Below are 24,455 nucleotides of genomic sequence, written 5' to 3'. Positions count from 1 at the left end.
AACACCACAGTGTGGTGGCGATAGCGAGAAGGATACACCTGTAACCATGCCGAACACAGAAGTTAAGCTTCTTAGCGCCGATTGTAGTGAGGGGTTGCCCCTTGTGAGAGTAGGACGTCGCCACGCTTAAGTTATCCATGGAGGTTTAGCTCAGCTGGGAGAGCATCTGCCTTACAAGCAGAGGGTCAGCGGTTCGATCCCGTTAACCTCCATATGAGCCGTTAGCTCAGTTGGTAGAGCATCTGACTTTTAATCAGAGGGTCACAGGTTCGAGCCCTGTACGGCTCATATTTTTGCGGGTGTGGCGGAATTGGCAGACGCACTAGATTTAGGATCTAGCGCCTTACGGCGTGGGGGTTCAAGTCCCTTCACCCGCATAATTTAAGTTTACATGCCGGCTTAGCTCAGTTGGTAGAGCATCTGATTTGTAATCAGAGGGTCGAGGGTTCAAGTCCTTTAGCCGGCATCTTTAAACACGCGGAAATAGCTCAGTGGTAGAGCACCACCTTGCCAAGGTGGGGGTCGCGGGTTCGAACCCCGTTTTCCGCTTTGCCAAAGCAATCGCGCCGGGGTGGCGGAACTGGCAGACGCACAGGACTTAAAATCCTGCGGTGAGTGATCACCGTACCGGTTCGATTCCGGTCCTCGGCATTTCAAATATGCGCCCATAGCTCAACTGGATAGAGTGTTTGACTACGGATCAAAAGGTTAGGGGTTCGACTCCTCTTGGGCGCGTAGTCTTTTTTATTTTTTTAACGGGAAGTAGCTCAGCTTGGTAGAGCACTTGGTTTGGGACCAAGGGGTCGCAGGTTCGAATCCTGTCTTCCCGATTTTTTTATCTTGCTTTTTGTTTTCAAATGATTTATAATTTTTTTAAATTGAATATGCGCCCATAGCTCAACTGGATAGAGTGTTTGACTACGGATCAAAAGGTTAGGGGTTCGACTCCTCTTGGGCGCGTCGATACGGAATAGTATATTCCGTATTTTTTTTTGTTGATTCTAAAGGATTTATTTAACAAAAAGCGTTCTTCTTTCTTTCTATTACCAAATTCGTTATAATTAAGGTCAATATTAGTCAAAGGGAATGAATAAGATGGCACATCAGAATACCTCGGATTTAATTGAATCATATATAAAGAAAATTCTGGAAAATAGTGAAATGATCGAGATTCGAAGGATTGAAATGGCAGACCTCTTTAACTGTGTTCCTTCACAAATCAACTATGTGATTAATACCCGTTTTACCATCCAACGTGGTTATCTAGTAGAAAGCAAACGTGGTGGTGGTGGTTATATACGAATTGCAAAAGTAAGGATTTCAGATAAAAAACAATTACTTGAGCAGATAAATCAGTTATTTGATGATACAATCAGTGAGAAAAATGCTTTTGCTATTATTCAAAAACTTTATGAAGACCAAATAATTACAAAAAAAGAAGGAAACTTGATGTTGAGTGCAATTGCAAAAAACACATTGAATTTCAATGAATATGAAGATCATACACGTGCTCGGATTCTCCGAGCATTTCTGGAACGTTTAAGTTATGAAGATGGGAAGTGAGATTAGATGGAAGAACTTTTTACTGAAAGAGCCCAAGCAGTATTAGAAATTGCACAAGAAGAAGCAAAACGATTGAAACATCAATCAGTTAGTTCAGAACATGTTTTACTAGCCTTAGTGGTCGAGCAAAATGGAATTGCTGGAAAAGTATTACGTGAAATGGATTTGAATGAAACGGAAATTTATGAAGAAATTGAACATCTGATTGGTTATGGTGGTATCCGTTCTTACCCTAAAGGAGTCTTTCTTCCATATTCACCAAGAATGAAACAAGTTTTTGCTTTAGCTAGCAGCGAAGTGAAGAAAACTGGTTCTCAAAAAGTTGGAACAGAACATATTTTGATGAGCTTATTAAAAGATGAAAGTATCATGGCTACTCGAATCATGATCAACTTAGGTATCAGCCTTTCAAAAGCCCGTCAAGTTCTGAAACAAAAAATGGGGCTAGCTGGTGATTCTGCTGGAAAAGGAATGAATCGTCGTAGAAATGTAAATGTACAAGATAAAAGGCAAACACCGCAAGGAACACCTACGCTAGATTCATTAGCACGTGATTTGACGAAATTAGCAAAAGAAAACAAGCTGGACCCAGTTGTTGGTCGTTCGAGAGAAGTGAAACGGCTTATCCAGATTCTTAGCCGACGGACAAAGAATAACCCTGTACTGGTGGGTGAACCTGGTGTAGGCAAAACAGCCATTGCTGAAGGGTTAGCTCAAAAAATCATTTTAGGTGAAGTGCCAGAAGACATGCAAGAAAAGCGCCTGATGATGCTTGATATGGGATCTTTGGTTGCTGGTACGAAATATCGCGGTGAATTTGAAGATCGAATGAAAAAGGTCATCGACGAAATCTATAATGATGGTCAAGTAATCTTATTCATTGATGAATTGCATACCTTAATTGGTGCAGGTGGAGCAGAAGGAGCAATTGATGCTTCGAATATCTTGAAACCGGCGTTAGCTCGAGGAGAATTACAAACGATCGGAGCAACGACCCTAGATGAATATCAAAAATATATCGAAAAAGATTCTGCATTAGAGCGACGTTTTGCTCGCATTCAAGTAGATGAGCCAACTCCTGAAGAAGCAGAAGTGATTCTTCAAGGATTACGTACAAGATATGAAGAGCACCATGGAGTGGAGATCACAGATGAAGCTGTACGAGCAGCAGTCAATCTTTCTGTTCGTTATATCACTTCTCGTCAACTACCCGATAAAGCAATTGATTTGATCGATGAATCAGCAGCGAAAGTCCGTTTGGATCAAACCGATCACTTAACAAAATCAACTGTGATCAAACTAGAAATCGATGAACTAGTACAAGAAAAGGAAGCAGCGATCCAAAAACAAGACTTTGAAAATGCTGCTCAATTACGCAGACAAGAAAAAGCACTACGTAAAAAGCTGCAAAAAGTTTCTGCAATTGAAGCAAAACAGGAGCAAGGTTATTCTGATCGTGTAACAGAAGAAGATGTTGCTACAGTTGTATCGGAGTGGACTGGTGTCCCTCTACAGCAGTTGGAGAAAAAAGAAAGCGAACGCTTGTTAGAACTGGAAGGACTTCTGCATGAACGTGTCGTTGGTCAAGATGAGGCTGTCAAAGCAGTTTCACGTGCGATCCGCCGTGCACGAAGCGGATTGAAAGATCCTGATCGTCCAATTGGTTCATTCATGTTCCTTGGACCAACTGGTGTCGGAAAAACAGAATTGGCCAAAGCACTTTCAGAAGTCATGTTTGGAAGTGAAGATGCCCTGATCCGTGTTGATATGTCAGAATTTATGGAAAAATACAGTACAAGCCGATTAATCGGGTCTCCTCCAGGATACGTAGGGTATGATGAAGGTGGACAGTTGACAGAAAAAATTCGTCAAAAACCATATTCAGTGATTCTCTTAGATGAAGTGGAGAAAGCACATCCAGACGTTTTCAATTTACTTTTGCAAGTATTGGATGATGGTCATTTAACAGATTCTAAAGGTAGAAAAGTGGACTTTAGAAATACAATCATGATTATGACTTCAAATATCGGAGCGACACAAATTCGAGAAGAAAAAAATGTCGGATTCAATGTCCAAGATGTTACTAAAGATCACAAAGCCATGCAAAAACGTATCTTAGAAGAGTTAAAGAAAGCTTTCCGACCTGAATTCTTGAATCGAATTGATGAGACTGTCGTCTTCCATTCATTGAGTAAAGATGAAATCCATACAATCGTCCAAATCATGAGCAAAGCGATTATCAAACGATTGAAAGAACAAGATATTCAAGTGAAAATCACACCATCTGCAATCGATGTGATCGGGAAAGCCGGATTTGATCCTGAATATGGTGCACGTCCAATCCGTCGCGCACTTCAAAAAGAAATTGAAGATCGATTGAGCGAGGCTTTGCTTGGCGGAGAAATTCGTTTAGGTGACCACGTAACAGTAGGTGCTTCAAAAGGTAAGATCACATTGAATGTTCGAGGACCTAAAAAGGAAACAGTAGGTTCCCTATAGTTACTTGGTCTGTGTAGCTGAATTTTTATAATAGTAAGACTTGATTAAGAGGTTGTGACAAGATTTTTGTCACAATCTCTTTTTATATTTGAACAGAATATATCGAACTTTATTTTGATTTTTTGTGAAATAATTTTCAAAAATCCGACTTTAAATAGAAGAAGTATTGGAAAGTTTTTAGAGCTATGCTACTATTATGAAGTTGTAGGAGGAGAAAATTATGATCGAACTCATAACCACAGTAGAAACTATTGAACAAGCAGAACAGTTGCTTGCTGCAGGTGCAGATACACTATATTTCGGTGAAGAGCAATTTGGATTGCGTCTGCCTGCTTCATTTACACAAGAAGAACAGCGACAATTGGTAGAATTAGCGCACAAGTATGGTAAAAAAGCGAATATTGCTGTAAATGGGATCATTCATCCTGAAAAAATGAAAAATGTACCTGAATATTTGGCTTTTTTAAAAGAAATAAACGTAGATGTGATCACAGTTGGTGATACAGGTATTATTTATACGATGAAAAAAAATCCTGAATTGCGTATACCGTATATTTATGATGCTGAAACATTAGTAACGAGCGCACGTCAAATCAATTTCTGGGCGAAAAAAGGCGCAGTTGGAGCAGTACTTGCTCGTGAAGTTCCTTTTGAAGAGATGAAGGCGATGGAAGAAAAACTCGATATTCCTGTAGAAACCCTTGTGTATGGTGCTACATGCATCCATCAATCCAAACGTCCACTGCTACAGAATTACTATAACTATACGAAACAAGACGAACAAAAAGATCGTGAAAGAGGTCTTTTTATCTCGGAACCTAAAAAAGAAGAGACACATTATTCTATTTATGAAGATAGTCATGGCACACATATTTTTGCCAGCAATGATCTGAATCTCTCGAATGAATTGAATGAACTTTATCAGCATCATTACTGTACATGGAAATTGGACGGATTATTTACTCCAGGCGAAAAATTCGTAAACATCACTCGACTATTCGCCGAAGCAAAAAAACAAATTTTAGAAGGTAGCTGGGATCAAGAAAAAGCGGAAAAAATGACTAGCGAAATCAGTAAATTGCATCCTGAAAACCGTGAATTAGATACAGGATTCTTTTATATTGATCCTTCTGCTATCAAATAAGGAGTATGATGAAAGAAATGACAGTAAAAAGAAAATTGAAACGACCAGAAATCCTAGCGCCAGCAGGAACACTGGAAAAGTTAAAAACCGCGATCCATTATGGAGCAGATGCAGTATATATTGGCGGGAATGCATATGGTTTAAGAAGCCGTGCAGGTAATTTTACTTATGAAGAAATGGCTGAAGGAGTTGCTTTTGCAAAAGAACATGATGCGAAGGTATACGTTGCTGCTAATATGGTCACCCATGAAGGAAATGAAGATGGAGCAGGGGAATTTTTCCGCAGTTTGCGTGATGTCGGTATTTCTGCAGTAATTGTTTCTGATCCAGCTTTGATCGAAATTTGTGCGACAGAAGCACCAGGTCTGCCGATCCATTTATCCACTCAAGCTTCAGCAACTAATTTTGAGACATTGGAATTCTGGAAAGAAGAAGGGTTGGAACGTGTCGTTTTAGCTCGTGAAGTTTCAATGGAGGAAGTGGCAGAGATTCGTAAAAATACGGATATCGAAATCGAAGCATTTATCCATGGTGCCATGTGTATCTCTTATTCTGGTCGATGCACATTGTCCAACCATATGTCGATGCGGGATGCAAACCGTGGCGGATGTTCTCAATCTTGTCGCTGGAAGTATGGATTGTTCGATATGCCTTTTGGTCAAGAACGAAACAGTTTAACTGATACAGGCGAAGTGGAAGAAGAATTCTCGATGAGTGCAGTGGATATGTCAATGATCGAACATATTCCAGAATTGATTGAAAACGGCGTAGACAGCTTCAAGATCGAAGGAAGAATGAAATCGATCCATTATGTATCTACGGTGTCAAATGTCTATAAAGCGGCTGTAGACAGTTATATGGAAGATCCTGAAAACTATGTCTGCAAGCAAGAATGGATCGACGAGTTATGGAAAGTAGCACAACGAGAATTAGCTACAGGTTTTTACTACAATACACCAACTGAAAACGAACAATTATTCGGTGAACGTCGTAAAATCCCAGTATATAAATTTGTCGGTGAAGTATTATCTTATGATGAGGCAACACAGATTGCTACGATACGTCAGAGAAACTTGTTTTCTGTAGGAGATGAAATCGAATTTTATGGTCCAGGATTCAGTCATTTCAGTCAAACCGTTGAAGTTATGCATAATGAAGAAGGCGAATCCATTGACCGAGCACCAAATCCAATGATGATTTTAACTATGCCAGTCGCACAGCCGGTGAAACCTGGAGATATGATCCGAAAACGTAAATAAGGAAAAAGCTGATATATCCCTGTTTTAAGCATCTTCGCATACAAAATTCAAGAAAAGTGTTACACTTGTTTTCTGTAGAAAAAGGATCGTTAAATAAAGGTTTTGATTGATCTCTTCAATAAGGAGGAACAAAATGCAAATATATGATTACATCGTAATTGGTGGCGGCTCTGGCGGTATTGCTTCAGCAAACAGAGCAGGGATGCATGGCGCAAAAGTTTTGCTGATTGAAGCGAATGAATTGGGCGGAACATGTGTCAACGTCGGTTGTGTACCTAAAAAAGTTATGTGGCAAGCAAGTACGATTTTGGAAACAATTGAACGAGATGCCTCAAGTTACGGTATCCAAGCAGATTTAAAAAATGTTGATTTCGCCGGTCTAGTAGAAAGACGAGAAAAATATATTGATTTTCTACACGGTGCTTATCAAAGAGGATTAGATAGCAATCATGTCGAGGCTATAAAAGGTTACGCTACTTTTATCGATAGTCAAACGATCGAAGTAAACGGTGAAACCTATCGTGCTCCTAAAATCTTGATCGCTACTGGAGGCCGTGCAAGTAAAATGACCATTCCTGGTGGAGAATACGCCATTGATTCAAATGGATTTTTTGAATTAACAGAGTTACCTAAGAGAGCAATCGTTTTAGGTGCTGGATACATTGCGGCTGAACTTTCAGGTGTATTTCGTGGTTTAGGTAGTGAAGTCATGTGGGCATATCGAAAAGAACGACCACTTAGAACGTTTGATAAAATGCTTTCGGACAATTTGATCCAAATGTACCAAGAAGCTGGAATAAAAACTTACGCACATCATATTGCTAAAGAAATTACTAAAAACAATGACGAATATACGGTGCTATTTGAAAATGGTGAAACCTTAACTGGTGATTGTGTACTTTTTGCCGGTGGACGTGTACCGAATACCGAAAAATTAGGTCTGGAAAATACAAATGTGGAATTGGACAAAAAAGGGTTTATCAAAGTAGATAAATACCAAAATACAACGGATGAACATATTTTTGCTGTTGGTGATGTGATCGGTAAATTAGATCTGACTCCTGTTGCAATCGCAGCTGGTAGACGTTTATCAGAACGTTTATTTAATGGAAAGAAAGATTCTTATCTTGACTATAAACTTGTTCCGACAGTCGTCTTTACGCATCCACCAATTGCAACAATTGGTTTGACAGAAGAAGAAGCATTGGAAAAATATGGCGAAAATGAATTGAAAGTTTATCGTTCACGCTTTACCCCAATGTACTTTGCATTAAATGATTATCGCCAAAAATGCGAAATGAAATTGATCTGTGTCGGAAAAGAAGAAAAAATCGTCGGCTTACATGCTATTGGTGTTGGTGTCGATGAGATGCTGCAAGGTTTTGCCGTGGCTATCAAGATGGGTGCAACTAAAGAAGACTTTGACAATACAGTAGCCATCCATCCAACAGGAGCGGAAGAATTCGTAACGATGCGATAATTTAATATTAACAGTTCCAACAGCTTTTTATTGAACAAACCATGTAAAACCAGAAAATCAGTATACTGATTTTCTGGTTTTTTGTTTTTTAGTTATTTATGTAAGATTGCTTCGATAATTCTCAAAACGAAATAAGTAGGGAAGTTGGAGATTTTGATTATCTTCGTAACTGACGAAGAGTAAATGAATCCATTTGGTATGCACTCTTAAGTTCAAAATATTGGTATCGATGTTTAAAAGAAATAGAAATGTATCGAAGAACAGATGATTAAAAAAGTGTGACTTTGTATAAATAAATTAGAAGAAGCAAACGAGGATGTTAAAAGAATACCATATAGTTACCAAACCAAGAAAGTTCTCGTCAAGTTCGCTGGTACGAATCAAATCAAGTGAAAAAAGGGACTGTGACAAAAGTTGTGTCATAGTTAGTCACTTTTTCCGAACAAATGGTGTTCTCCTGCCAACTCCCAATCACAAGACACAATATTCATAAAACATGAGAAGCTGTTTTTTGAACTTGTTCCTTGCGACTCGGAGTTAAACGGCAGACTCACGACCTCTTTCTTAAACGGTGTACAATCAGCTGTCCTTCGGTATTAGCTCAAAAAACGGCAAAATATGAGGGACTATTTTTCCATTTGTTTCTCTAATACTCAGGACAAAACGCTGATTTTACAACCTCTGATAAACGGTGTTCAATCAGCTGTCCTTCGGTATTAGCTCAAAAAACGGCAAAATATGAGGGACTATTTTTCCATTTGTTTCTCTAATACTCAGGACAAAACGCTGATTTTACAACCTCCTGATAAACGGTGTTCAATCAGCTGTCCTTCGGTATTAGCTCAAAAAACGGCAAAATATGAGGAACTATTTTTCCATTTGTTTCTCTAATACTCAGGACAAAACGCTGGTTTTACAACCTCTGATAAACGGTGTTCAAAAGCCAGTTTCTCGGTATTAAGCCAAATTTATGCAAAAATGTGGAAAGCTATTTTCACAAAATTTTTCTTAATACTCGAAACTAAGCGACTTTTTCAAAACCTCTGATAAACGGTGTTCAAAAGCCAGTTTCTCGGTATTAAGCCAAATTTATGCAAAAATGTGTAAAGCCATTTTCACAAAATTTTTCTTAATACTCGAAACTAAGCGACTTTTTCACAACCTCTCGATAAACGGTGTTCAAAAGCTTGCATCTGGGGTAATAAGCCCAACCAAACGAAAAATATAAGGAGCTATTTTTATTTGGCTGTTCTTATTACTTGATGCAGGGCAGTTTTTTCACAACCTCTTCATGCTGTTAAATGGCTTGCATAATGATTGTTAGTAATAGCCCCAATACATAACTGGCATTGAATAAGACCATATTTTTGATGGAATAGCTGAAACTGATAGGCTGGGGTAACGTTTGCTTGAATTGATCCAAATGCTTCTTCACAATTGGCAAAGTCAAGAAGGTGACTAAGATCGGCCATTCATAGATACCACTCAACAGTCCCATCAAAATCACAAAATAACAAGCATACATCAATAGTTGGAATAACACTGTCCCTGCAGGACGTCCGATATAAAAAACTAGTGTATAGCGATGATTTTCAATATCACGGTCAAGATCCCGCAAATTATTAGCCAACATGATATTGGCAATCGTAAACACCAAGGGTAAGGAAGCTAATACGATTGCTGCTATAGCCCAAAGATTTCCTACCAAAGCAAATTGTCCAGATGAAAAGTTGACTGTCAGATCATAGACATCTGAACCGAATGTATTGACATAAACGACCATGGCAAAAATTCCAAGGCCCATAGTCACCCCACTGAAAATTTCCCCTAAAGGCATTCGAGATAAAGGAATCGGTCCGAATGTATAGAATACTCCAATAAAACAACAGATAAATCCCATCAAAAGTAAAAGCCAACCCGTATTGATCGTTAAAATAACGCCGATAACAAAAACAAATGCAATCATAGCTAAAATCATGTTTCGAATCAATACAGGAGATAGATTTCTGCGGCCAATGACATTTTCTTCATACTTATATACTTCAGAATGAGCCTTTTCATAATCCATGTAATTATTGATAGCGGTAGTCGCTAAATCAAAAACTAGCATTCCAATAAAAAATAAAAAAGTGTTTAGCCAATGTATCTCATGAAAAAAAGCGATAGAGAATAATACCCCTACCGCAAAAGGAAATACACTAGCCACCTTTGTTCGTATTTCAACTACTTCTAAAAAGATTTTTAGTGTCATGGTTCGTACTCCTTATTTTAGTTCAGAACGGTCACCCATCGTGTAATGGGAGTCCTCCGATAATTTGAAGGTGTCTTTGATTGGATCGGTCACATATACTTTATCGTCTTTTGTCACGAAGATCGCTTCCGTCCCGTTATTCAATTCGCTTTCGACGTATTCCAGTCCTTTTTTCACACCCATTGAAAAGACTGCTGTAGACAACCCGTCACCATCAATTGATTTATCTGTTATGATCGTGACACTTGCGATATCATTGTCGAACGGATAACCCGTTTTTGGATCAAACAAATGATGGTATTTTTTGCCATCTACTTCTAAATAACGCTCGTAAATTCCAGAGGTAACTAATGTTTTGTTCCGTTCTTTAATAGAACCTAAAACAGATCCGCGAGCCATGTTCGGATCTTGGATGCCGACTGTCCAGTCTTGGTTTTCGCCTCTTGGGCTGTGGCCTAAGACATAGACATTACCGCCCAAGTCAACGATGGCAGTGGTCACTCCTTGTTTTTTCAAGACTTTCACTACTTCGTCCGTAATGTAACCTTTGGCGATTGCACCTAAATCGATGATCATTCCTTTTTCTTTTAGATAAACAGTTTTTTCTTTGTCATTTAGTTCGATCTTATGATAATCCACTAATTTCAATGCCTGATCGATTTCTTCTTGGGAAGGTTTTCTGGCGTCATCAAAACCGATTCGCCATAATTGTGTGATTGCACCAATCGCCATATCGAATCCGCCTTGAGAATCTTGACTATATTCGTAGGCCCGCTTGACTAACGTGTAGACGTCATCAGAAACTTTTACTGGTTTGATCCCAGCTTGCTCATTCACTTCATCGATCTCAGAACCTTTTTGATTGATCGTGATTTTATCACCAAGTTCTTTTACTCGATCGAAGGCAGGTTTCAATGCTGATTCTTTGCCTTCATCATACACACGGATACGAACGTAAGTCCCTAACAAGAACTGTTCATCAGAATACGGATCTTTTAATATTTTGGTAGACGCTGAACTTTCAGTGGTTGTTTTATTTGCTGAATTGCTGCATCCAGTTAGCACCATAAAAGAGATGCCCAGTGTGATTAAGGAAAATAGTAGTTTTTTCCGCATTTTTTTCCTCTCTTCATTTTGAAAGGTGAGACGACTGCCTAATCTGGCTATCGTCCCACCCTCCAACTTTTATTAGTATGATTATGTGATTATTTTTCTGTTACGATATTATCTACTTCGATTGTTTGAGTGTCGCCTTTTTCAGCTGCATTCACTAATTGTTGTGCGTACATGATGAATGAATGTGAGCTGTGTGTAGCACCTGTAACAACTTCTACATCAGCAGGTGAGCCATCTTCTTCGCCCATTGCTTTGACGAATTCGTCGTTCAGAGTAGGGATGTAAGTTTTTGGTTCTGTACCGCTTTTTGCTTTCATATTTTCATTATATTCTGTATCATCTTGTTTTGATTTACCGTCTTTGTCGATATAATCAAAGTTTGATTCAGTTACTTTGCCGCCAGCAACTGTCATTTCGAATTGCACACGGTAGCCGTTAGAGTAGTTCTTTTCTTCAAGCTTGTAAGTGCCGTCTTTCAAATCAGCACCATTGTCGATTTCGATTGTATCTGTGTTACCAGCTTGAGCAGCTTGGATCAATTGTTGTGCGTAGTTTTGGAAGCTTTCAGATGAGTGAGTAGCTCCAGTTACGACTTCCACACCGCTTGCGCTTTGTGCTTTTAAGAATTGGTCGTTCAACTCAGGAATGTATTTTTCTGGGTTTGTGCCAGATTTTGCTTCCATGTTTTTGTTGTATTCTGCATCTTTTGTTTTTGATTCGCCGTTTTCATTGACGTTATCATATTTTGATTCAGTGATTTTGCCGTCTTTTACAACCATTTCAAAGACTGCACGGTAACCATTTGAATAATTTTTTTCTTCTAATTTATATGTGCCGTCTTGCAAATCTCCGCCAGCTACAACTTTTGCAGATGATTCTGTTGTGCTTTTTGCAGTCGAAGATTGTGCTGTAGATGATTCAGAAGAAGAGTTTGAGCTTCCGTTGTCATCTGCGCCGCAAGCGCCTAACACTAGAGCTGAAAATGCTAATACGGCAAATCCAGTTACAAAACGTTTTTTCTTCATTTTAATACCCCACCATTCCATTTTTAGTCCACAATTTTTCTTTGTGATTCATTATACATTCTAATCTTTTTGGCCTATAAGTCAACTATTTTTGATAAATAACCCATGTAATATTTCAAACGTTTTCTTTCAGCAAATTTCGTGAAAAAACGCTTTATTTTAAAATTTGAAAAAAATCCAAAAGGAGTTAGACAAAAGAACAGAACATCTATATAATATATGGAGATTGTGTAATAAGTATCAAACTAAAAGAATTATCATATATTCATTATATAGATAGTCTATAAGGAGCGGATGATCAATGGCAAAGCAAAATATTGTCGTTGTAGGAGCAGGATATGCCGGTGTTTCAGCTACAAAATACTTGGCAAAGAAACTGAAAACAGAAGATGTAGCAATTACTCTGATCGATCGTCATTCGTACCATACTATGATGACCGAGTTGCATGAAGTAGCTGGCGGACGTGTAGAACCAGAAGCAATCCAATACGATCTGCAGCATTTGTTTGCTCGTCAAAAGAATGTACAACTTGTCACAGACACTGTAATCGGTATCGATAAAGAACAGAAAATCGTCAAGACCAAATTAGGTTCCTATCCTTTTGATCAGCTGATCCTTGGAATGGGCGGAGAACCGAATGACTTTGGTACACCTGGTGTCAAAGCACATGGATTCACCCTTTGGTCATTTGAAGACTCTGTAAGGATTCGTGAACATATTGAGAAAACAGTAGCAAAAGCTGCATTGGAACCAGATGATGAACTGCGTAAAGCCATGCTGACTTTCGTTGTCTGTGGTTCTGGATTTACCGGTATTGAAATGATTGGGGAACTGATCGACTGGAAAAATCGCCTAGCCAAAGATTATAAATTAGATCCAAACGAAATCACACTGATGGTCGTAGAGGCAATGCCGACGATCTTGAATATGTTGGATCGAAATGATGCTGCAAAAGCTGAACGCTATTTGCGTAAGCACAACGTGGAATTATTATTGAATGCACCAATCGTAGAAGTGGCTGCTGATCATATCAAATTGAAAGACGGACGCAACATTCCGACTCACACACTGATTTGGACAGCTGGTGTCAAAGGAACTTCTGACGCTGCTGACTTTGGATTAGAATCAGCACGCGGACAGCGGTTGATCGCCAATGAATATATGCAGGCAAAAGGCTACGAAGATAAAAACATCTATATCATTGGTGATTTAGTCTTTTATGAAGAGTTCCCAGGAACACCGACACCGCAGATCGTTCAAGCTGCTGAACAAACAGGACACACGGCTGCAGCGAATATCGTGGCTTCGATCAAAGGTGGAGAAAAGCACAAATTCAAAGGGAACTATCAAGGATTTATGGTTTCTATTGGAGCCAAATGGGGTGTGGCGAATTTATTTGACAAGATTCATCTAAGTGGATTTTTAGCTATCGTGATGAAACATATCGTTAATTTGAAATATTTCTTTGATATTCGTTCTGGTTATTATATGTTCCAATATTTAATGCATGAGTTTTTCCATATCAAAGATGATCGCAACGTGACTCGAGGACATTCTTCTCGTTACGGCAACGTCTTATGGAGTGTGCCACTTCGTATTTTCTATGGTTTAGTTTGGTTCGTTGAAGCCTCCAAAAAAATCATTGGTAATGGTGAAGTGTTAAAACCAAGTACTTGGTTTGGTGAAGGATCATGGTTCACTGGAAACAGTGTGTTCCCTTGGACATGGGAATACAATGTAACAGATGTTGCCAGTGGTGCTTCTGCTGCTGGTGATGCAACCACAGCTGCCAGCGGAGCAGGGGCAAGTGCCGGAGAAGCAGCGACTCAAGCTGCACATTTTGGTTTGAGTTATGCATACGGTGAAGAACCAATGGCTGTGATTGAGAAGTCACCAGACTGGTTCACAAAGATCATGCAAGTGATCATGCCAAACAATGATGTAGCAATGTTCTTCCAAAAATTCATGGTATTCTTTGAAATTTCCTTGGCATTAGCATTGATTGCTGGATTATTCACATGGTTATGCAGTGCGACAACGATTGTATTGGTGATCACGTTCTGCTTATCAGGCATGTTTTACTGGGTAAACATTTGGTTCATTTTTGTTGCTTTCGCATTGATGAACGGTTCCGGACGTGCGATTGGGTTGGATCGCTGGGTAATTCCATGGCTACAACGTACACTAGGTAATTGGTGGTACGGTAGACCAAGTTCCCAGTACGGCAAGAAATAAATAGATAAAGATCGTTATTTGAATGCAAGATTTCAATAGAAAGGGGCTGAGACAAACCGTCACAGCCTCCTTTTTATGTAAAATTAAAGGAATAAGATGCCCGAGATAAGCCTCCATGAGCAAGACACAGGTGTCACAACCTCTGTTACAACCTCTTGTTATAAACGGTGTTCCAGAAGTAGCTTCTTCGAAAAATAAGCCGAAATTTCACAAAAACTTGAAAAGTAATTTTCGTAAATTCCTTCTTATTTCTTGAAGTTGCCTACTTCTGTCACAACCTCTTGTTATAAACGGTGTTCCACCTGCTGCTTCTCGGTAATAAGCCCAAAGAATTAGAAAACATGGAAAGCTGTTTTCTATTCTTCGTTCTTATTACTCAAAGCAAGACACAGGTGTCACAACCTCTTGTTTTTATGCTAAAATTGGGTGAGTTAATCTGGAAAAAGGAGAACAAAAATGAGCCTTAAAGAATTTGCTGAAAAAAGTCTGCTCAAACCTTGGGATGTTTTTATTATTTTGCTTTTGACTGTTCTTTCTTTTTTACCAGTCATGATTTTTGGTCTTCAGCAAAACACCGCAACAGCAGAAAAAGAAGCGGTACTGCGTGTGGATGGCACAGAAATCAAAACATTCCCTTTGATGGCTGGAGAAGAGAGCTACACATATACTTACAAAGATGAACACGGAGATTATAACTTGATCGAGATAGATGGCGATCGAGTACGGATAAAAGAAGCAGATTGCGATGACCAGATCTGCGTACGTCGAGGCTGGGCAATGAAAAATGGCGAAACCATCGTCTGTTTGCCACATAAATTAGTGATCGAAGTCCGTTCAACAGATGGAGGTGACGAAGACAGTCTGATTTATTAGACCTTCACACACCATGAGTAAATTACAAAAAATGATTTATATTTCGCTGCTTGTTGCACAAGGAGTGATCATTGGTTTATTGGAAAATATGATCCCTTATCCTTTTTCTTTTGCGCCTGGTGCAAAACTAGGCTTAGCCAATCTAATCACGATCGTTGCCATTTTTACCATGAAAAAACGAGACAGCTTCTTACTACTTTGGTTACGACTATTCCTGACTACTTTGCTAGGCGGAACGATTTCCACATTCCTTTATAGTATGAGTGGTGCTTTGCTTAGTTATTTTGGAATGTTATTGGTCAAGCAATTAGGACCAAAACGTGTCAGTATCATCGGAATTAGTGCGGCCGGCGGTTTCATGCATAATGTCGGACAGCTTTTGATGGCTTCTTTCATTGCACAATCATGGACAGTCATGTTGTACTTGCCAGTCCTTTCAGTTTTAGGGATTTTATCAGGGATTGCAATCGGGATCGCAGCGAATTATCTTTTACGACATGTGCAGACACTTCAACGATTCCAAAAAGATTATGAGCAGGGAACCAAACAAAAATGGAGCCCAATGTTTACCAAAAAATAATCGTCACACAAGGAGTTTTTTTATGAAGCTACATCCAATGTGGGAAAACTATCCTGCTTTAAGTAAAGAATTGACAGAAACACTAAAACGGATGGAAGAAACTGTCCGCCTGAAAAACAAACCTGTCGAACAAGCAATCAAAGAAACGATCCATGCCGGCGGAAAGCTGTTGCGTCCTGCCTATCAGCTATTGTTCTCACAATTTGGACCAGAGCAAGATCGAGACAAAGCCATCGCTTTGGCAGCTTCTATCGAAATGCTCCATACGGCCACACTGATCCATGATGATATCGTTGATGAAGCGGATCTGCGACGTGGTCAGCCTAATATCCGTAGTCAGTTTGGTAATGTCGTTTCTGTCTATGCAGGAGACTATTTATTTGTCTGCTGTTTTAAACTATTGTCTGATTACTCCACTTCCTTGAAAAGTCTCCAATTGAATTCTCGCAGTATGGAAAAAGTATTGAATGGCGAATTAGGGCAGATGGATGATCGCTATAATTATGAACTTTCTGTAAAAGAATATTTGGAAAATATTTCAGGTAAGACAGCTGAACTGTTCCAATTAAGTTGTTCTGTTGGCGCTTTTGAAAGTGGAACAAGCGAGCGCTTCGCAAAAAAAGCAGGAGATATCGGACTTTCTATCGGGATGGCCTTTCAGATTATCGATGATATTTTAGATTATACAAAAGAGAGCCAGGAAATCGGCAAACCTGTACTAGAAGACATGCGTCAAGGGGTCTATTCTTTACCGTTGATCTACTCTTTGCAAAAAAACAAACCAAAGTTACTACCTTATTTAGAGAAGAAAGCGGCAATGACAGAAGAAGATGTCGACGCCGTACGCAAAATCGTTGAACATACAGGAGGCGTGGAAGAAGCTAGGAAGTTAGCGGCCTCTTACACAGAAAAGGCTTTGAAGGAAATAAAGAAATTACCTGCCACCTCTCTTCGAACAAAAGAGAATCTCTTTTCCCTTACCCAACTGATTTTGGATCGCAAAGACTGAATAGGGAAAGGTTCGATACGTAAATAAATTTCTCAGAAGGAAATCTACGTGTTTTTTGACAAATTGAATTGTAGTTCTTGTATTTATGATAAAAAGCAAAAATAAAGAGCAACGTCCGTTAGCGACGTTGCTCTTTTTTATCTTGAATATTTTTTTACCTTTTCGATTTCTTATAACTCATAAAAGTGATTCTTAAACCGATTACAAGTAATATAACGCCTGCGAGTGTTATCCAATTATTCGATTGACTTCCAGTTTTAGGAAGTGCTCTTTTTGATTTGTTTCCATTGTCATTGCTTGTTTTATTAGTTAAGTTAAAGTTCGTCCTGTTATCCGAACTTGTTTTTGAGAAGGAGACACTTGCATGACGTGTATCGCTTGTGGTAGACGACGTGTCTGTACTATCGCTTGAAGTTGATGAATCTGAGCTATCACTTGTGGTAGAGATTGTATCTGTACTGTCGCTTGAAGCTGACGTGTCCGTGCTATCACTTGTTGTGGTAGATGTATCCGTACTATCGCTTGAAGTTGATGAATCTGAGCTATCACTTGTGGTAGAGATTGTATCTGTACTGTCGCTTGAAGCTGACGTGTCCGTGCTATCACTTGTTGTGGTAGATGTATCCGTACTGTCGCTTGAAGTTGATGAATCTGAGCTATCACTTGTGGTAGAGGTAGTATCTGTACTGTCGCTTGAAGCTGACGTGTCCGTGCTATCACTTGTTGTGGTAGATGTATCCGTACTATCGCTTGAAGTTGATGAATCTGAGCTATCACTTGTGGTAGAGGTAGTATCTGTACTGTCGCTTGAAGCTGACGTGTCCGTGCTATCACTTGTGGTAGAGGTAGTATCTGTACTATCGCTTGAAGCTGATGTATCGGTACTATCACTTGTAGTGGTAGTTGAATCTGAGCTATCACTTGTGGTAGAGGTAGTATCTGTACTGTCGCTTGAAGCTGATGTATCGGTACTATCACTTGTAGTGGTAGATGAATCTGAGCTATCACTTGTGATAGAGGATGTATCTGTACTGTCACTTGAAGCTGACGTGTCCGTGCTATCACTTGTGGTAGAGGTAGTATCTGTACTGTCGCTTGAAGTTGATGAATCTGAGCTATCACTTGTGGTAGATGTATCTGTACTGTCGCTTGTGTCTGTCGTATCTGTACCATTGTCGCTGATAAATATTTCGTTAGGATCCCAACGATTGGTAGCTGCATCTAAAATCACATTTGTCCCTATAATCGTTCCGTCTTGGTTTTGAGTAATGCGGATAGTAGCATTAGGCGCAAGTATTGTTCCTTGAAAAGGAGCACTGATTGTCAAATCAGTCATCTCATTTCCAAAATTCCAAGAGATATTCGCATCCGAAAAATCTTCTGTTTCATGATTTGAACGATCATTGTATTTGATTGGTGACTGTACGTTCAATGCAGAAGAACTGTTGATGACATTAAATACAACTACTTGATCATTTGGATTGATGATTTGAAGTGGCGTATTCATCGTTAACACTTCTGCATCGATATTTACCAATAAAAACCCGGTATCTGATAAACCAGTTAAATCGATTGTCCGATTGTTCATGTCTGGAAAATCTGCAACAGTATATGTTTTAGCTGGAGTGATGGTTGCAAGATCATTTGCTGCTACATTCAATTTAGCAAATTCCTGCTCGAAATCAATATATTCATGCCCAGCACGATCTTTATAAAAATCATCTGGAGTTAAGTGATCAAGCCTGGATCCATTGACTGTAGGATGACCATCTTGAAGTGCTACATCCACGTTACTGCCAACGACAAATTTATTCATTCTTGTGCCACCTGTAGGTATGCCTGAAGAATTAGCGAAAGAATCAGTTTTTTGTATATAATTTATTTCTTGGTTCAATAAACCTTCATGAAGCTCTGTACCAAAATTATTTTTTGCATCAAGTTCATGTGTTGCTATATTTCCGTCTGTATGTGCATTCACAGTTGTCTTATTTTTAGCAAATACGTGGAATTGACTAGCAATTCCTAACAAGCCATAGTTACCAGTTAGATCATTATAAATATTCCCAGGGTCTTTAGGAATGTATGTTTCCGCTGAAACGGCCACACCATACGAAAAGATATTGAACAACAAAGCAACTAGGACTAGTAAACTTGCCCTTTTTTTCATTTTTCCCCTTCCTTTCCTTTCAAACATTTTCCTATTATACTCTTTTTCTCCTAGTCTTAAACTGTTCGTTTGAAAAATCATTGATTATTTATAGAATATTAATGAAACGTTCATATTGTTGCTTCTTGTTCAATTGATAGTTCGACACTATCTTTTTCTTTCAATCTCCAAACTATTGATGATGGTGACTGTTAAAGTGTAAAAAATAAGGGTGTGTAGTAACATATAAGTAGGTATCCTAGAATTAGGAAAAAGTAAGTAGGATAAATAAAAAGGAGGAAAATAAATGGATTATTTAGATATGCTATGCGAGAGTGTGGATCGGGCATACGATCGGTTTGAACGTTTGTTTGAAGGCGTCTCTATTGAGGAGGCCAATCGTTTTCCAGTGGAAGATAGAGCACCGCAGATCAAATCAATGACTTGGCTGGCTTGGCATACCGCTCGGGAATTAGATTTCCAGATTGCTGATTTAGCAGGAACCTCTCCAATTTGGCATAGTCAAGACTGGGAAAGCCGGTTTCCGATGACGATAGCAGATAACGAACAAGATTGGAAGCACAGTCTGGAACAAGCAAAGCAGATCCAAGCTAATCAAATAGAAGATCTGCTAGGATACTTGCGAGGAGCTGCTGATTTTGCTATTTCTTACTTAAGAAGGCTGGCACCTTCCGAGTTAGATGAAGTAATTGACGAGAACTGGACACCACCAGTCACCCGAGGAATGCGTCTCGTTTCTATTATTGATGATGCTGCTATGCACTCTGGTCAGGTGATCTATGCGAGACGTTTGTTGGGATTAAGAGATTAAGGCACTAGCTAAAAAAGAACTTACGGCAAAATAAGTCGCAAGTTCTTTTTTGTTTTTATCGTTACCCATGGTCTATCTATAAGATCGAAAAAGGAAGCGGCCTGCTATCTCTTTTGATCGTGTAAACTAATGACTCTCTTGTTTTTTGCATTGATTCATTTAAAGAAAGTGTACCATGCTTTATAGATATTTTTAGAACACCTTTTTCTAGAGGATAGAGAAACTGTCAGCTGATAGAATAAGGAGAGTCTTTTGAAGAGAATTCAGAAAAAAGGACACTGTATGAGATCAGGTGTCCTTTTGTGAAATCTGATAATTATTGCGTACGGATAGATGTGAGACTGATTTCGCCAGAAGACAAACTCATCTCCTGTTCATTTGTTTGGACGATCAGTTCGCCATGATCACCGATTTCTTTTGCAAGACCGACATAAGTCGTTCCTTTTTGATTGAACGACACGGTTTTTCCCAATACGAATGATTTTTCTTTATAGAAGTCCAACGCTTTTTCTGGGTGAGAAAGATAAGTGAACAATTCTTGCCAGATTTTGCTGATTAGCTGATTCCTTGTGACACTAGCTTGTCCGTCGGGAAAGACAGAGGTGGCTTTTTCTTGGAGATCAGCTGGAAAATGATTTTGAGGAACAGAAAAATTAAGCCCGATCCCAATGATGATATGACTGATCCTGCCGCTTTCCATATCACTGACTGCTTCAGATAAAATCCCACAGACTTTTTTTCCATCCATGTAGATATCATTGACCCATTTGATCGAAGCAGAACGACCGGTTACAGATTCAATGGCTTTCACACAGGCACTGGCTGCGATGATCGTATATTGAGGCAATTCATCAAACCGTTTGTCTGGATGGAGCAAGAGACTCATGTAGATTCCTCGTCCAGGTTCAGCGAAAAAAGGCCGTCCAAAACGTCCACGAGCTTGTTCTTGTGTATCAGCAACAAATAACTTCGAAACAGAATCTCCTTGAGCTGCTGCCAGTTTGGCATCTTTCATCGTAGATTCAGAAGTCAACATCGTTTGTACTTTCAAATCAGGAATAAACGACCGTAGCTCTTGCTGGATTTCTTTTGCATCTAGTACGTCAGAGGGCAGGTAACGATACCCTGTAGGCCCGTGCTCAAAACGATAGCCTGCCTTTTCCAATTCTTTGATGGCTTTCCAAATACTTGTCCGGGAAACTTCCAGTTGCTGTGCCAACTTTTCTCCGGAAAGAAAATCTGGTGTCTTTTTCAATAATTGAAGTACCTTGTCTTTCGTTGTCATGGCATCAAGCTCCTTTCTCATCCATTCTATCAGGAAGAAGGAGAGAACAAAATAGTTTTCGAAGAAACAACGGTTGATACATAAAGCAAAAACGAAAGAAGGAAAGAGAAAAAAGAAGAGGGTGGGCGTTCATTTTTTGTCCCAGCCTCTTTCTGATTATGAAGATAAAAGTACTTGATCGTCTTTTAATGCCGTGCCGCTGTTTTGTTTGAACAACGCTAATAATTGGGGCACTGTGAGCTGCTGTTTTTCCTCTTGCTGGATATCTACGACGATCCTTCCTTGATGCAGCATGATCAGTCGATTCCCATAGCGGATCGCGTCTTCCATGTCATGAGTGACCATAAAAGCAGTGAGATTCTGCTCAGTGATCAGCTTTTCTGTCAATTCCATCACCCTTTTGGAAGTAGCAGGGTCAAGCGCTGCAGTGTGTTCATCTAATAAGATCAGTTCTGGACGCTGTATTGTGGCCATCAATAGCGTAATAGCTTGACGTTGTCCTCCAGACAGCAAACCGATTTCTGAGGATAAACGATTTTCCAAACCCAAATTCAGCCGAGCCAGCTGGTCTTTGAAAAATGTTCGGTCTTGTGGTTTGACACCACGGAAGAAGCCGCGTTTTTTTCCTCGTTTCATAGCAAGAGCGAGGTTTTCTTCTACCGTTAAACGAACGGCTGTCCCTAGTTTAGGATCTTGGAATACGCGACTGATGGATTTCGAACGTTCGACAACAGATTTTTTCGTGATATTTTTTCCATTCAATAAAATTTGTCCCTGATCGACAGAAAATGTACCGGCGATGCTGTTCAGCAAAGTAGATTTACCAGCCCCATTTCCACCGATGATCGTCACGAAGTCGCCGGGATCTAAGGAAAGATTAATGCCTTTCAGGACATGATTTTCGTTGATCGTTCCTTTTTCAAAGGTATGATGGAGATTTTCCAATGTTAAGACGTCATTCATTTGACACTACCGCCTTTCTTTTTTTGAGGTAAATGGAATTTTTGCTGGATCTGCGGGAAAGAAAGACAGATCACTAGCACGAAAGCAGAAGCAAGTTTCGAATCACTTGGTTCAACATTCAGTTCGAAGACTAACGCTAAAATAAAACGATAAATGACCGCACCTAAAACGACAGTCAAGAGACGGAGAAATAGTGGCTGGTTACGTAACAAAACTTCTGCGATGATAATAGAAGCAAGTCCAATTACGATCGTTCCAATACCAGAATTCAAATCAGCAAAGCCGTTGTTTTGCGCAAGCAAGGAGCCAGAAAGAGCAATGCATCCATTAGAAATCATATAACCGATGATCTTCATATTATCTGTGTTGATCCCGTTTGCTTCGCTCATTGCCAGATTATCGCCAGTTGCACGAATAGCAAGTCCTGTTTCTGTACGTAAGAACAAAACAAGTAAACATACAACGATCAAAGCAAAAAGCAGACCGACGATCAGTACAGCGTTGTCTTTTGTTATGCCGAATGACTCGACCCAATGAAAGATCGTTGGCTGACCCAATAAAGAGATGTTCGGCGCACCCATCACACGGGATGTGACAGAATATAAACCAGTCATGGTGATGATCCCTGCAAGAAGGGCGGGAATTTTCAATTTTGTGTGAAGCAGTCCGGAAACAAGCCCTGCTGCCGCACCCCCTAAAAAGCCTAGAAGACAAGCTGTCAATGGATGATAGCCATTTGTAATACTTACTGCCGCGATCCCTGCACCTAAAGGGAAGCTTCCTTCAGCAGTCAAGTCGGCAATGTCCAAGATACGGAAAGTGACGTATACACCAATCGCAAGTAGGGCCCATAAGACCCCTTGCGATGCAGATGATAAGAAAAGAGAGAGCAAATTTGTCATGAGAATCCTCCTGTGTTTTATTCAGCTTCTTTGATGCTGTCTGGATTGATGCCTAATGCTTTGGCCATGTCTTTATTGACATACAGTTCCAAATCATTCGCTGTTTCGACAGGAAGTTCACTTGGCTTCTTGCCGTCTAAGATTTTTGCTGCCATGATCCCTGTTTGTTTGCCCAAGCTTTCGTAGTCGATTCCTACTGTTGCTAGACCGCCGTCTTTGACTTGATCAACTGCGCCAGCAACGACAGGTGTTTTTGTTTCTTTTGCGACTTCACCGACAACACTTGCCGCACTTGCGAACGTGTTATCAGTAGGAATATAGATTCCATCTACATCTTTAGCTAGACTTTTCGTCACTTGTTGGACATCATTTGTGGAATTTGCTGTCAGTACTTTGACTTTGACGCCCGCTTTTTTCAATTCTTTTTCTGCCAAATCAGCTTGGATCTTAGAGTTTGCTTCACCGTTGTTATACATGATGCCGATTGTTTTGGCGTCTGGCACGATATTTAACAGTAAGCCGATTTGTTTTTCGATTGGCACCATATCTGTCGTGCCAGTCACATTGCCGCCAGGTTTTTCATTGGATGTGACTAAATGGGCTTGTTCCAAGTCTGTGACCGCTGTGACAGTCATCGGGATAGTGGTTGTTTCATTTAATAAAGATTGTGCTGCTGGAGTGGCGATTCCAAGTAGCAAATCAGGATCTTCTTTGACGAGTTTCTCACTCATACTTTTCAGGTTGTCTTGATTGTTTTGGGCATTTTGATAATCGATTGTTAGATTATCGCCTTCTTTATACCCTTCTTCTGCTAATCCTTCTTTGAATCCTTTATAGGCAGCGTCTAACGAGTTATGTTGTACAAGTTGCAATACGCCAATTGTTTTTTGTCCATCTGATGCCTCTGCGGAATTGTCTTTTTGTGCGCAACCTCCTAAAGCTAGTAGCAGGGCAGCGCCTAATCCGATGATTATATTTTTTTTCATTTCTTTTTCCTCCTTAATTTTGGGAAACAAAAAATCCATTCAGACAAAATGTCCAAATGGATTGAAAAGTCGGAAAATAAATTGAAAAAGTAGAATGCTTGATACTTTTACTTTGTATTTTCACTGCTCAGCCACTTAGCATTTTGTCTACGTGGCTTTTTGCTGCAATACAAAGTTCTTTAGCCATCATAGATACAAACTGTCGTTTAACGTTTGTATCCATCATGATGAATACAAACCTATCTAAAGTAGCTAAAGTAAAAGTTATTCAGTTGTGTTGGTGCGATTTGGTTGATGTTGGTTCGC

Annotated in this window: 18 protein-coding genes, 9 tRNA genes and 1 rRNA gene; 20 read left to right on the top strand and 8 right to left on the bottom strand. The window is 39.6% G+C overall.

Annotation, left to right across the window (positions count from 1 at the left end; all coding sequences use genetic code 11):
• The first annotated feature begins 10 nt into the window (after positions 1-10).
• From rrf to gor, 15 genes are all read left to right on the top strand, one after another.
• A 5S ribosomal RNA gene (gene rrf / locus OZ002_RS07335) occupies positions 11-126 on the top strand.
• A gap of 13 nt (positions 127-139) precedes the next feature.
• Positions 140-212 (top strand) — tRNA-Val (locus tag OZ002_RS07330).
• 3 nt (positions 213-215) lie between these two features.
• A tRNA-Lys gene (locus OZ002_RS07325) sits at positions 216-288 on the top strand.
• Between the two features lie 7 nt (positions 289-295).
• Positions 296-377, top strand: a tRNA-Leu gene (locus tag OZ002_RS07320).
• Positions 378-393: 16 nt separating this feature from the next.
• A tRNA-Thr gene (locus OZ002_RS07315) sits at positions 394-466 on the top strand.
• Positions 467-477: 11 nt separating this feature from the next.
• Positions 478-549, top strand: a tRNA-Gly gene (locus OZ002_RS07310).
• A 16-nt stretch (positions 550-565) separates the two neighbouring features.
• Positions 566-651, top strand: a tRNA-Leu gene (locus OZ002_RS07305).
• 10 nt (positions 652-661) lie between these two features.
• Positions 662-735: transfer RNA gene (locus tag OZ002_RS07300), tRNA-Arg, on the top strand.
• Between the two features lie 21 nt (positions 736-756).
• Positions 757-830, top strand: a tRNA-Pro gene (locus OZ002_RS07295).
• Between the two features lie 56 nt (positions 831-886).
• Positions 887-960, top strand: a tRNA-Arg gene (locus OZ002_RS07290).
• Positions 961-1,095: 135 nt separating this feature from the next.
• Positions 1,096-1,563, top strand: a complete 468-nt coding sequence (locus tag OZ002_RS07285) for a CtsR family transcriptional regulator (RefSeq protein WP_002289036.1) — start codon at positions 1,096-1,098, stop codon at positions 1,561-1,563.
• Positions 1,564-1,569: 6 nt separating this feature from the next.
• Positions 1,570-4,062, top strand: coding sequence for an ATP-dependent Clp protease ATP-binding subunit (locus tag OZ002_RS07280; protein ID WP_002289035.1), 2,493 nt, complete (start codon positions 1,570-1,572; stop codon positions 4,060-4,062).
• Positions 4,063-4,282: 220 nt separating this feature from the next.
• The gene (locus tag OZ002_RS07275; RefSeq protein ID WP_156249330.1) at positions 4,283-5,206 is read left to right on the top strand and encodes a peptidase U32 family protein; all 924 of its coding nucleotides are present in this window, start codon (positions 4,283-4,285) and stop codon (positions 5,204-5,206) included.
• 5 nt (positions 5,207-5,211) lie between these two features.
• Complete coding sequence (locus OZ002_RS07270; RefSeq protein WP_002318037.1) at positions 5,212-6,465, top strand: peptidase U32 family protein; 1,254 nt, start codon at positions 5,212-5,214, stop codon at positions 6,463-6,465.
• A 133-nt stretch (positions 6,466-6,598) separates the two neighbouring features.
• Positions 6,599-7,945 carry a glutathione-disulfide reductase gene (gene gor / locus OZ002_RS07265; RefSeq protein ID WP_002307823.1) on the top strand — a complete coding sequence of 449 codons (1,347 nt, stop codon included), beginning with the start codon at positions 6,599-6,601 and terminating at the stop codon, positions 7,943-7,945.
• A gap of 1,297 nt (positions 7,946-9,242) precedes the next feature.
• Here the strand turns inward: gor and menA are convergent.
• The 3 genes from menA to pplA form a co-directional block, all read right to left on the bottom strand.
• Positions 9,243-10,196, bottom strand: coding sequence for a 1,4-dihydroxy-2-naphthoate polyprenyltransferase (menA, locus tag OZ002_RS07260; protein ID WP_002289029.1), 954 nt, complete (start codon positions 10,194-10,196; stop codon positions 9,243-9,245).
• Positions 10,197-10,208: 12 nt separating this feature from the next.
• Positions 10,209-11,312, bottom strand: a complete 1,104-nt coding sequence (locus OZ002_RS07255; RefSeq protein WP_002307822.1) for an FAD:protein FMN transferase — start codon at positions 11,310-11,312, stop codon at positions 10,209-10,211.
• 89 nt (positions 11,313-11,401) lie between these two features.
• Positions 11,402-12,337, bottom strand: coding sequence for an extracellular electron transfer flavoprotein PplA (gene pplA / locus OZ002_RS07250; protein WP_002307821.1), 936 nt, complete (start codon positions 12,335-12,337; stop codon positions 11,402-11,404).
• A gap of 301 nt (positions 12,338-12,638) precedes the next feature.
• Here pplA and OZ002_RS07245 point away from each other — a divergent pair, with 301 nt between their 5' ends.
• The 4 genes from OZ002_RS07245 (at position 12,639) to OZ002_RS07230 (ending at position 17,035) form a co-directional block, all read left to right on the top strand.
• Positions 12,639-14,573, top strand: coding sequence for an NAD(P)/FAD-dependent oxidoreductase (locus OZ002_RS07245; protein WP_156249329.1), 1,935 nt, complete (start codon positions 12,639-12,641; stop codon positions 14,571-14,573).
• A 456-nt stretch (positions 14,574-15,029) separates the two neighbouring features.
• Positions 15,030-15,446, top strand: a complete 417-nt coding sequence (locus tag OZ002_RS07240; protein ID WP_156249328.1) for a NusG domain II-containing protein — start codon at positions 15,030-15,032, stop codon at positions 15,444-15,446.
• Between the two features lie 13 nt (positions 15,447-15,459).
• The gene (locus tag OZ002_RS07235; protein WP_002289378.1) at positions 15,460-16,026 is read left to right on the top strand and encodes a Gx transporter family protein; all 567 of its coding nucleotides are present in this window, start codon (positions 15,460-15,462) and stop codon (positions 16,024-16,026) included.
• 22 nt (positions 16,027-16,048) lie between these two features.
• Entirely contained in the window at positions 16,049-17,035 is a 987-nt protein-coding gene (locus OZ002_RS07230) for a polyprenyl synthetase family protein (protein WP_002289380.1), read from the top strand.
• Positions 17,036-17,189: 154 nt separating this feature from the next.
• Here OZ002_RS07230 and scm read toward each other — a convergent pair whose 3' ends face one another.
• Positions 17,190-19,202, bottom strand: a complete 2,013-nt coding sequence (gene scm / locus OZ002_RS07225) for a collagen-binding MSCRAMM adhesin Scm (RefSeq protein WP_156249327.1) — start codon at positions 19,200-19,202, stop codon at positions 17,190-17,192.
• A 286-nt stretch (positions 19,203-19,488) separates the two neighbouring features.
• Between scm and OZ002_RS07220 the strand changes: the two genes are divergently transcribed.
• A complete protein-coding gene (locus OZ002_RS07220; RefSeq protein WP_002307817.1) occupies positions 19,489-20,013 on the top strand; it encodes a DinB family protein in 525 nt (174 codons plus the stop codon).
• 316 nt (positions 20,014-20,329) lie between these two features.
• On the opposite strand, the gene OZ002_RS07215 is transcribed toward OZ002_RS07220, so the two are convergent.
• From OZ002_RS07215 to OZ002_RS07200, 4 genes are all read right to left on the bottom strand, one after another.
• Positions 20,330-21,298: a biotin--[acetyl-CoA-carboxylase] ligase gene (locus OZ002_RS07215; protein ID WP_002328258.1), complete on the bottom strand. Its 969-nt coding sequence runs from the start codon at positions 21,296-21,298 to the stop codon at positions 20,330-20,332.
• Between the two features lie 156 nt (positions 21,299-21,454).
• Positions 21,455-22,261: an ABC transporter ATP-binding protein gene (locus OZ002_RS07210; protein ID WP_049142097.1), complete on the bottom strand. Its 807-nt coding sequence runs from the start codon at positions 22,259-22,261 to the stop codon at positions 21,455-21,457.
• Positions 22,258-23,163, bottom strand: a complete 906-nt coding sequence (locus OZ002_RS07205) for an ABC transporter permease (RefSeq protein WP_002289390.1) — start codon at positions 23,161-23,163, stop codon at positions 22,258-22,260. The genes OZ002_RS07210 and OZ002_RS07205 overlap by 4 nt, the downstream gene beginning before the upstream one ends.
• 17 nt (positions 23,164-23,180) lie before the next feature.
• Entirely contained in the window at positions 23,181-24,149 is a 969-nt protein-coding gene (locus OZ002_RS07200; RefSeq protein ID WP_002322823.1) for an ABC transporter substrate-binding protein, read from the bottom strand.
• Positions 24,150-24,455: the final 306 nt, after the last annotated feature.

The sequence above is a fragment of the Enterococcus sp. E4-150 genome (genome assembly GCF_035726465.1).
In the GTDB taxonomy this organism is placed as follows: domain Bacteria; phylum Bacillota; class Bacilli; order Lactobacillales; family Enterococcaceae; genus Enterococcus_B; species Enterococcus_B faecium.
The sequence above is the reverse complement of the archived record's forward strand: the minus strand, read 5'-3'. Positions and strand labels throughout refer to the sequence as shown.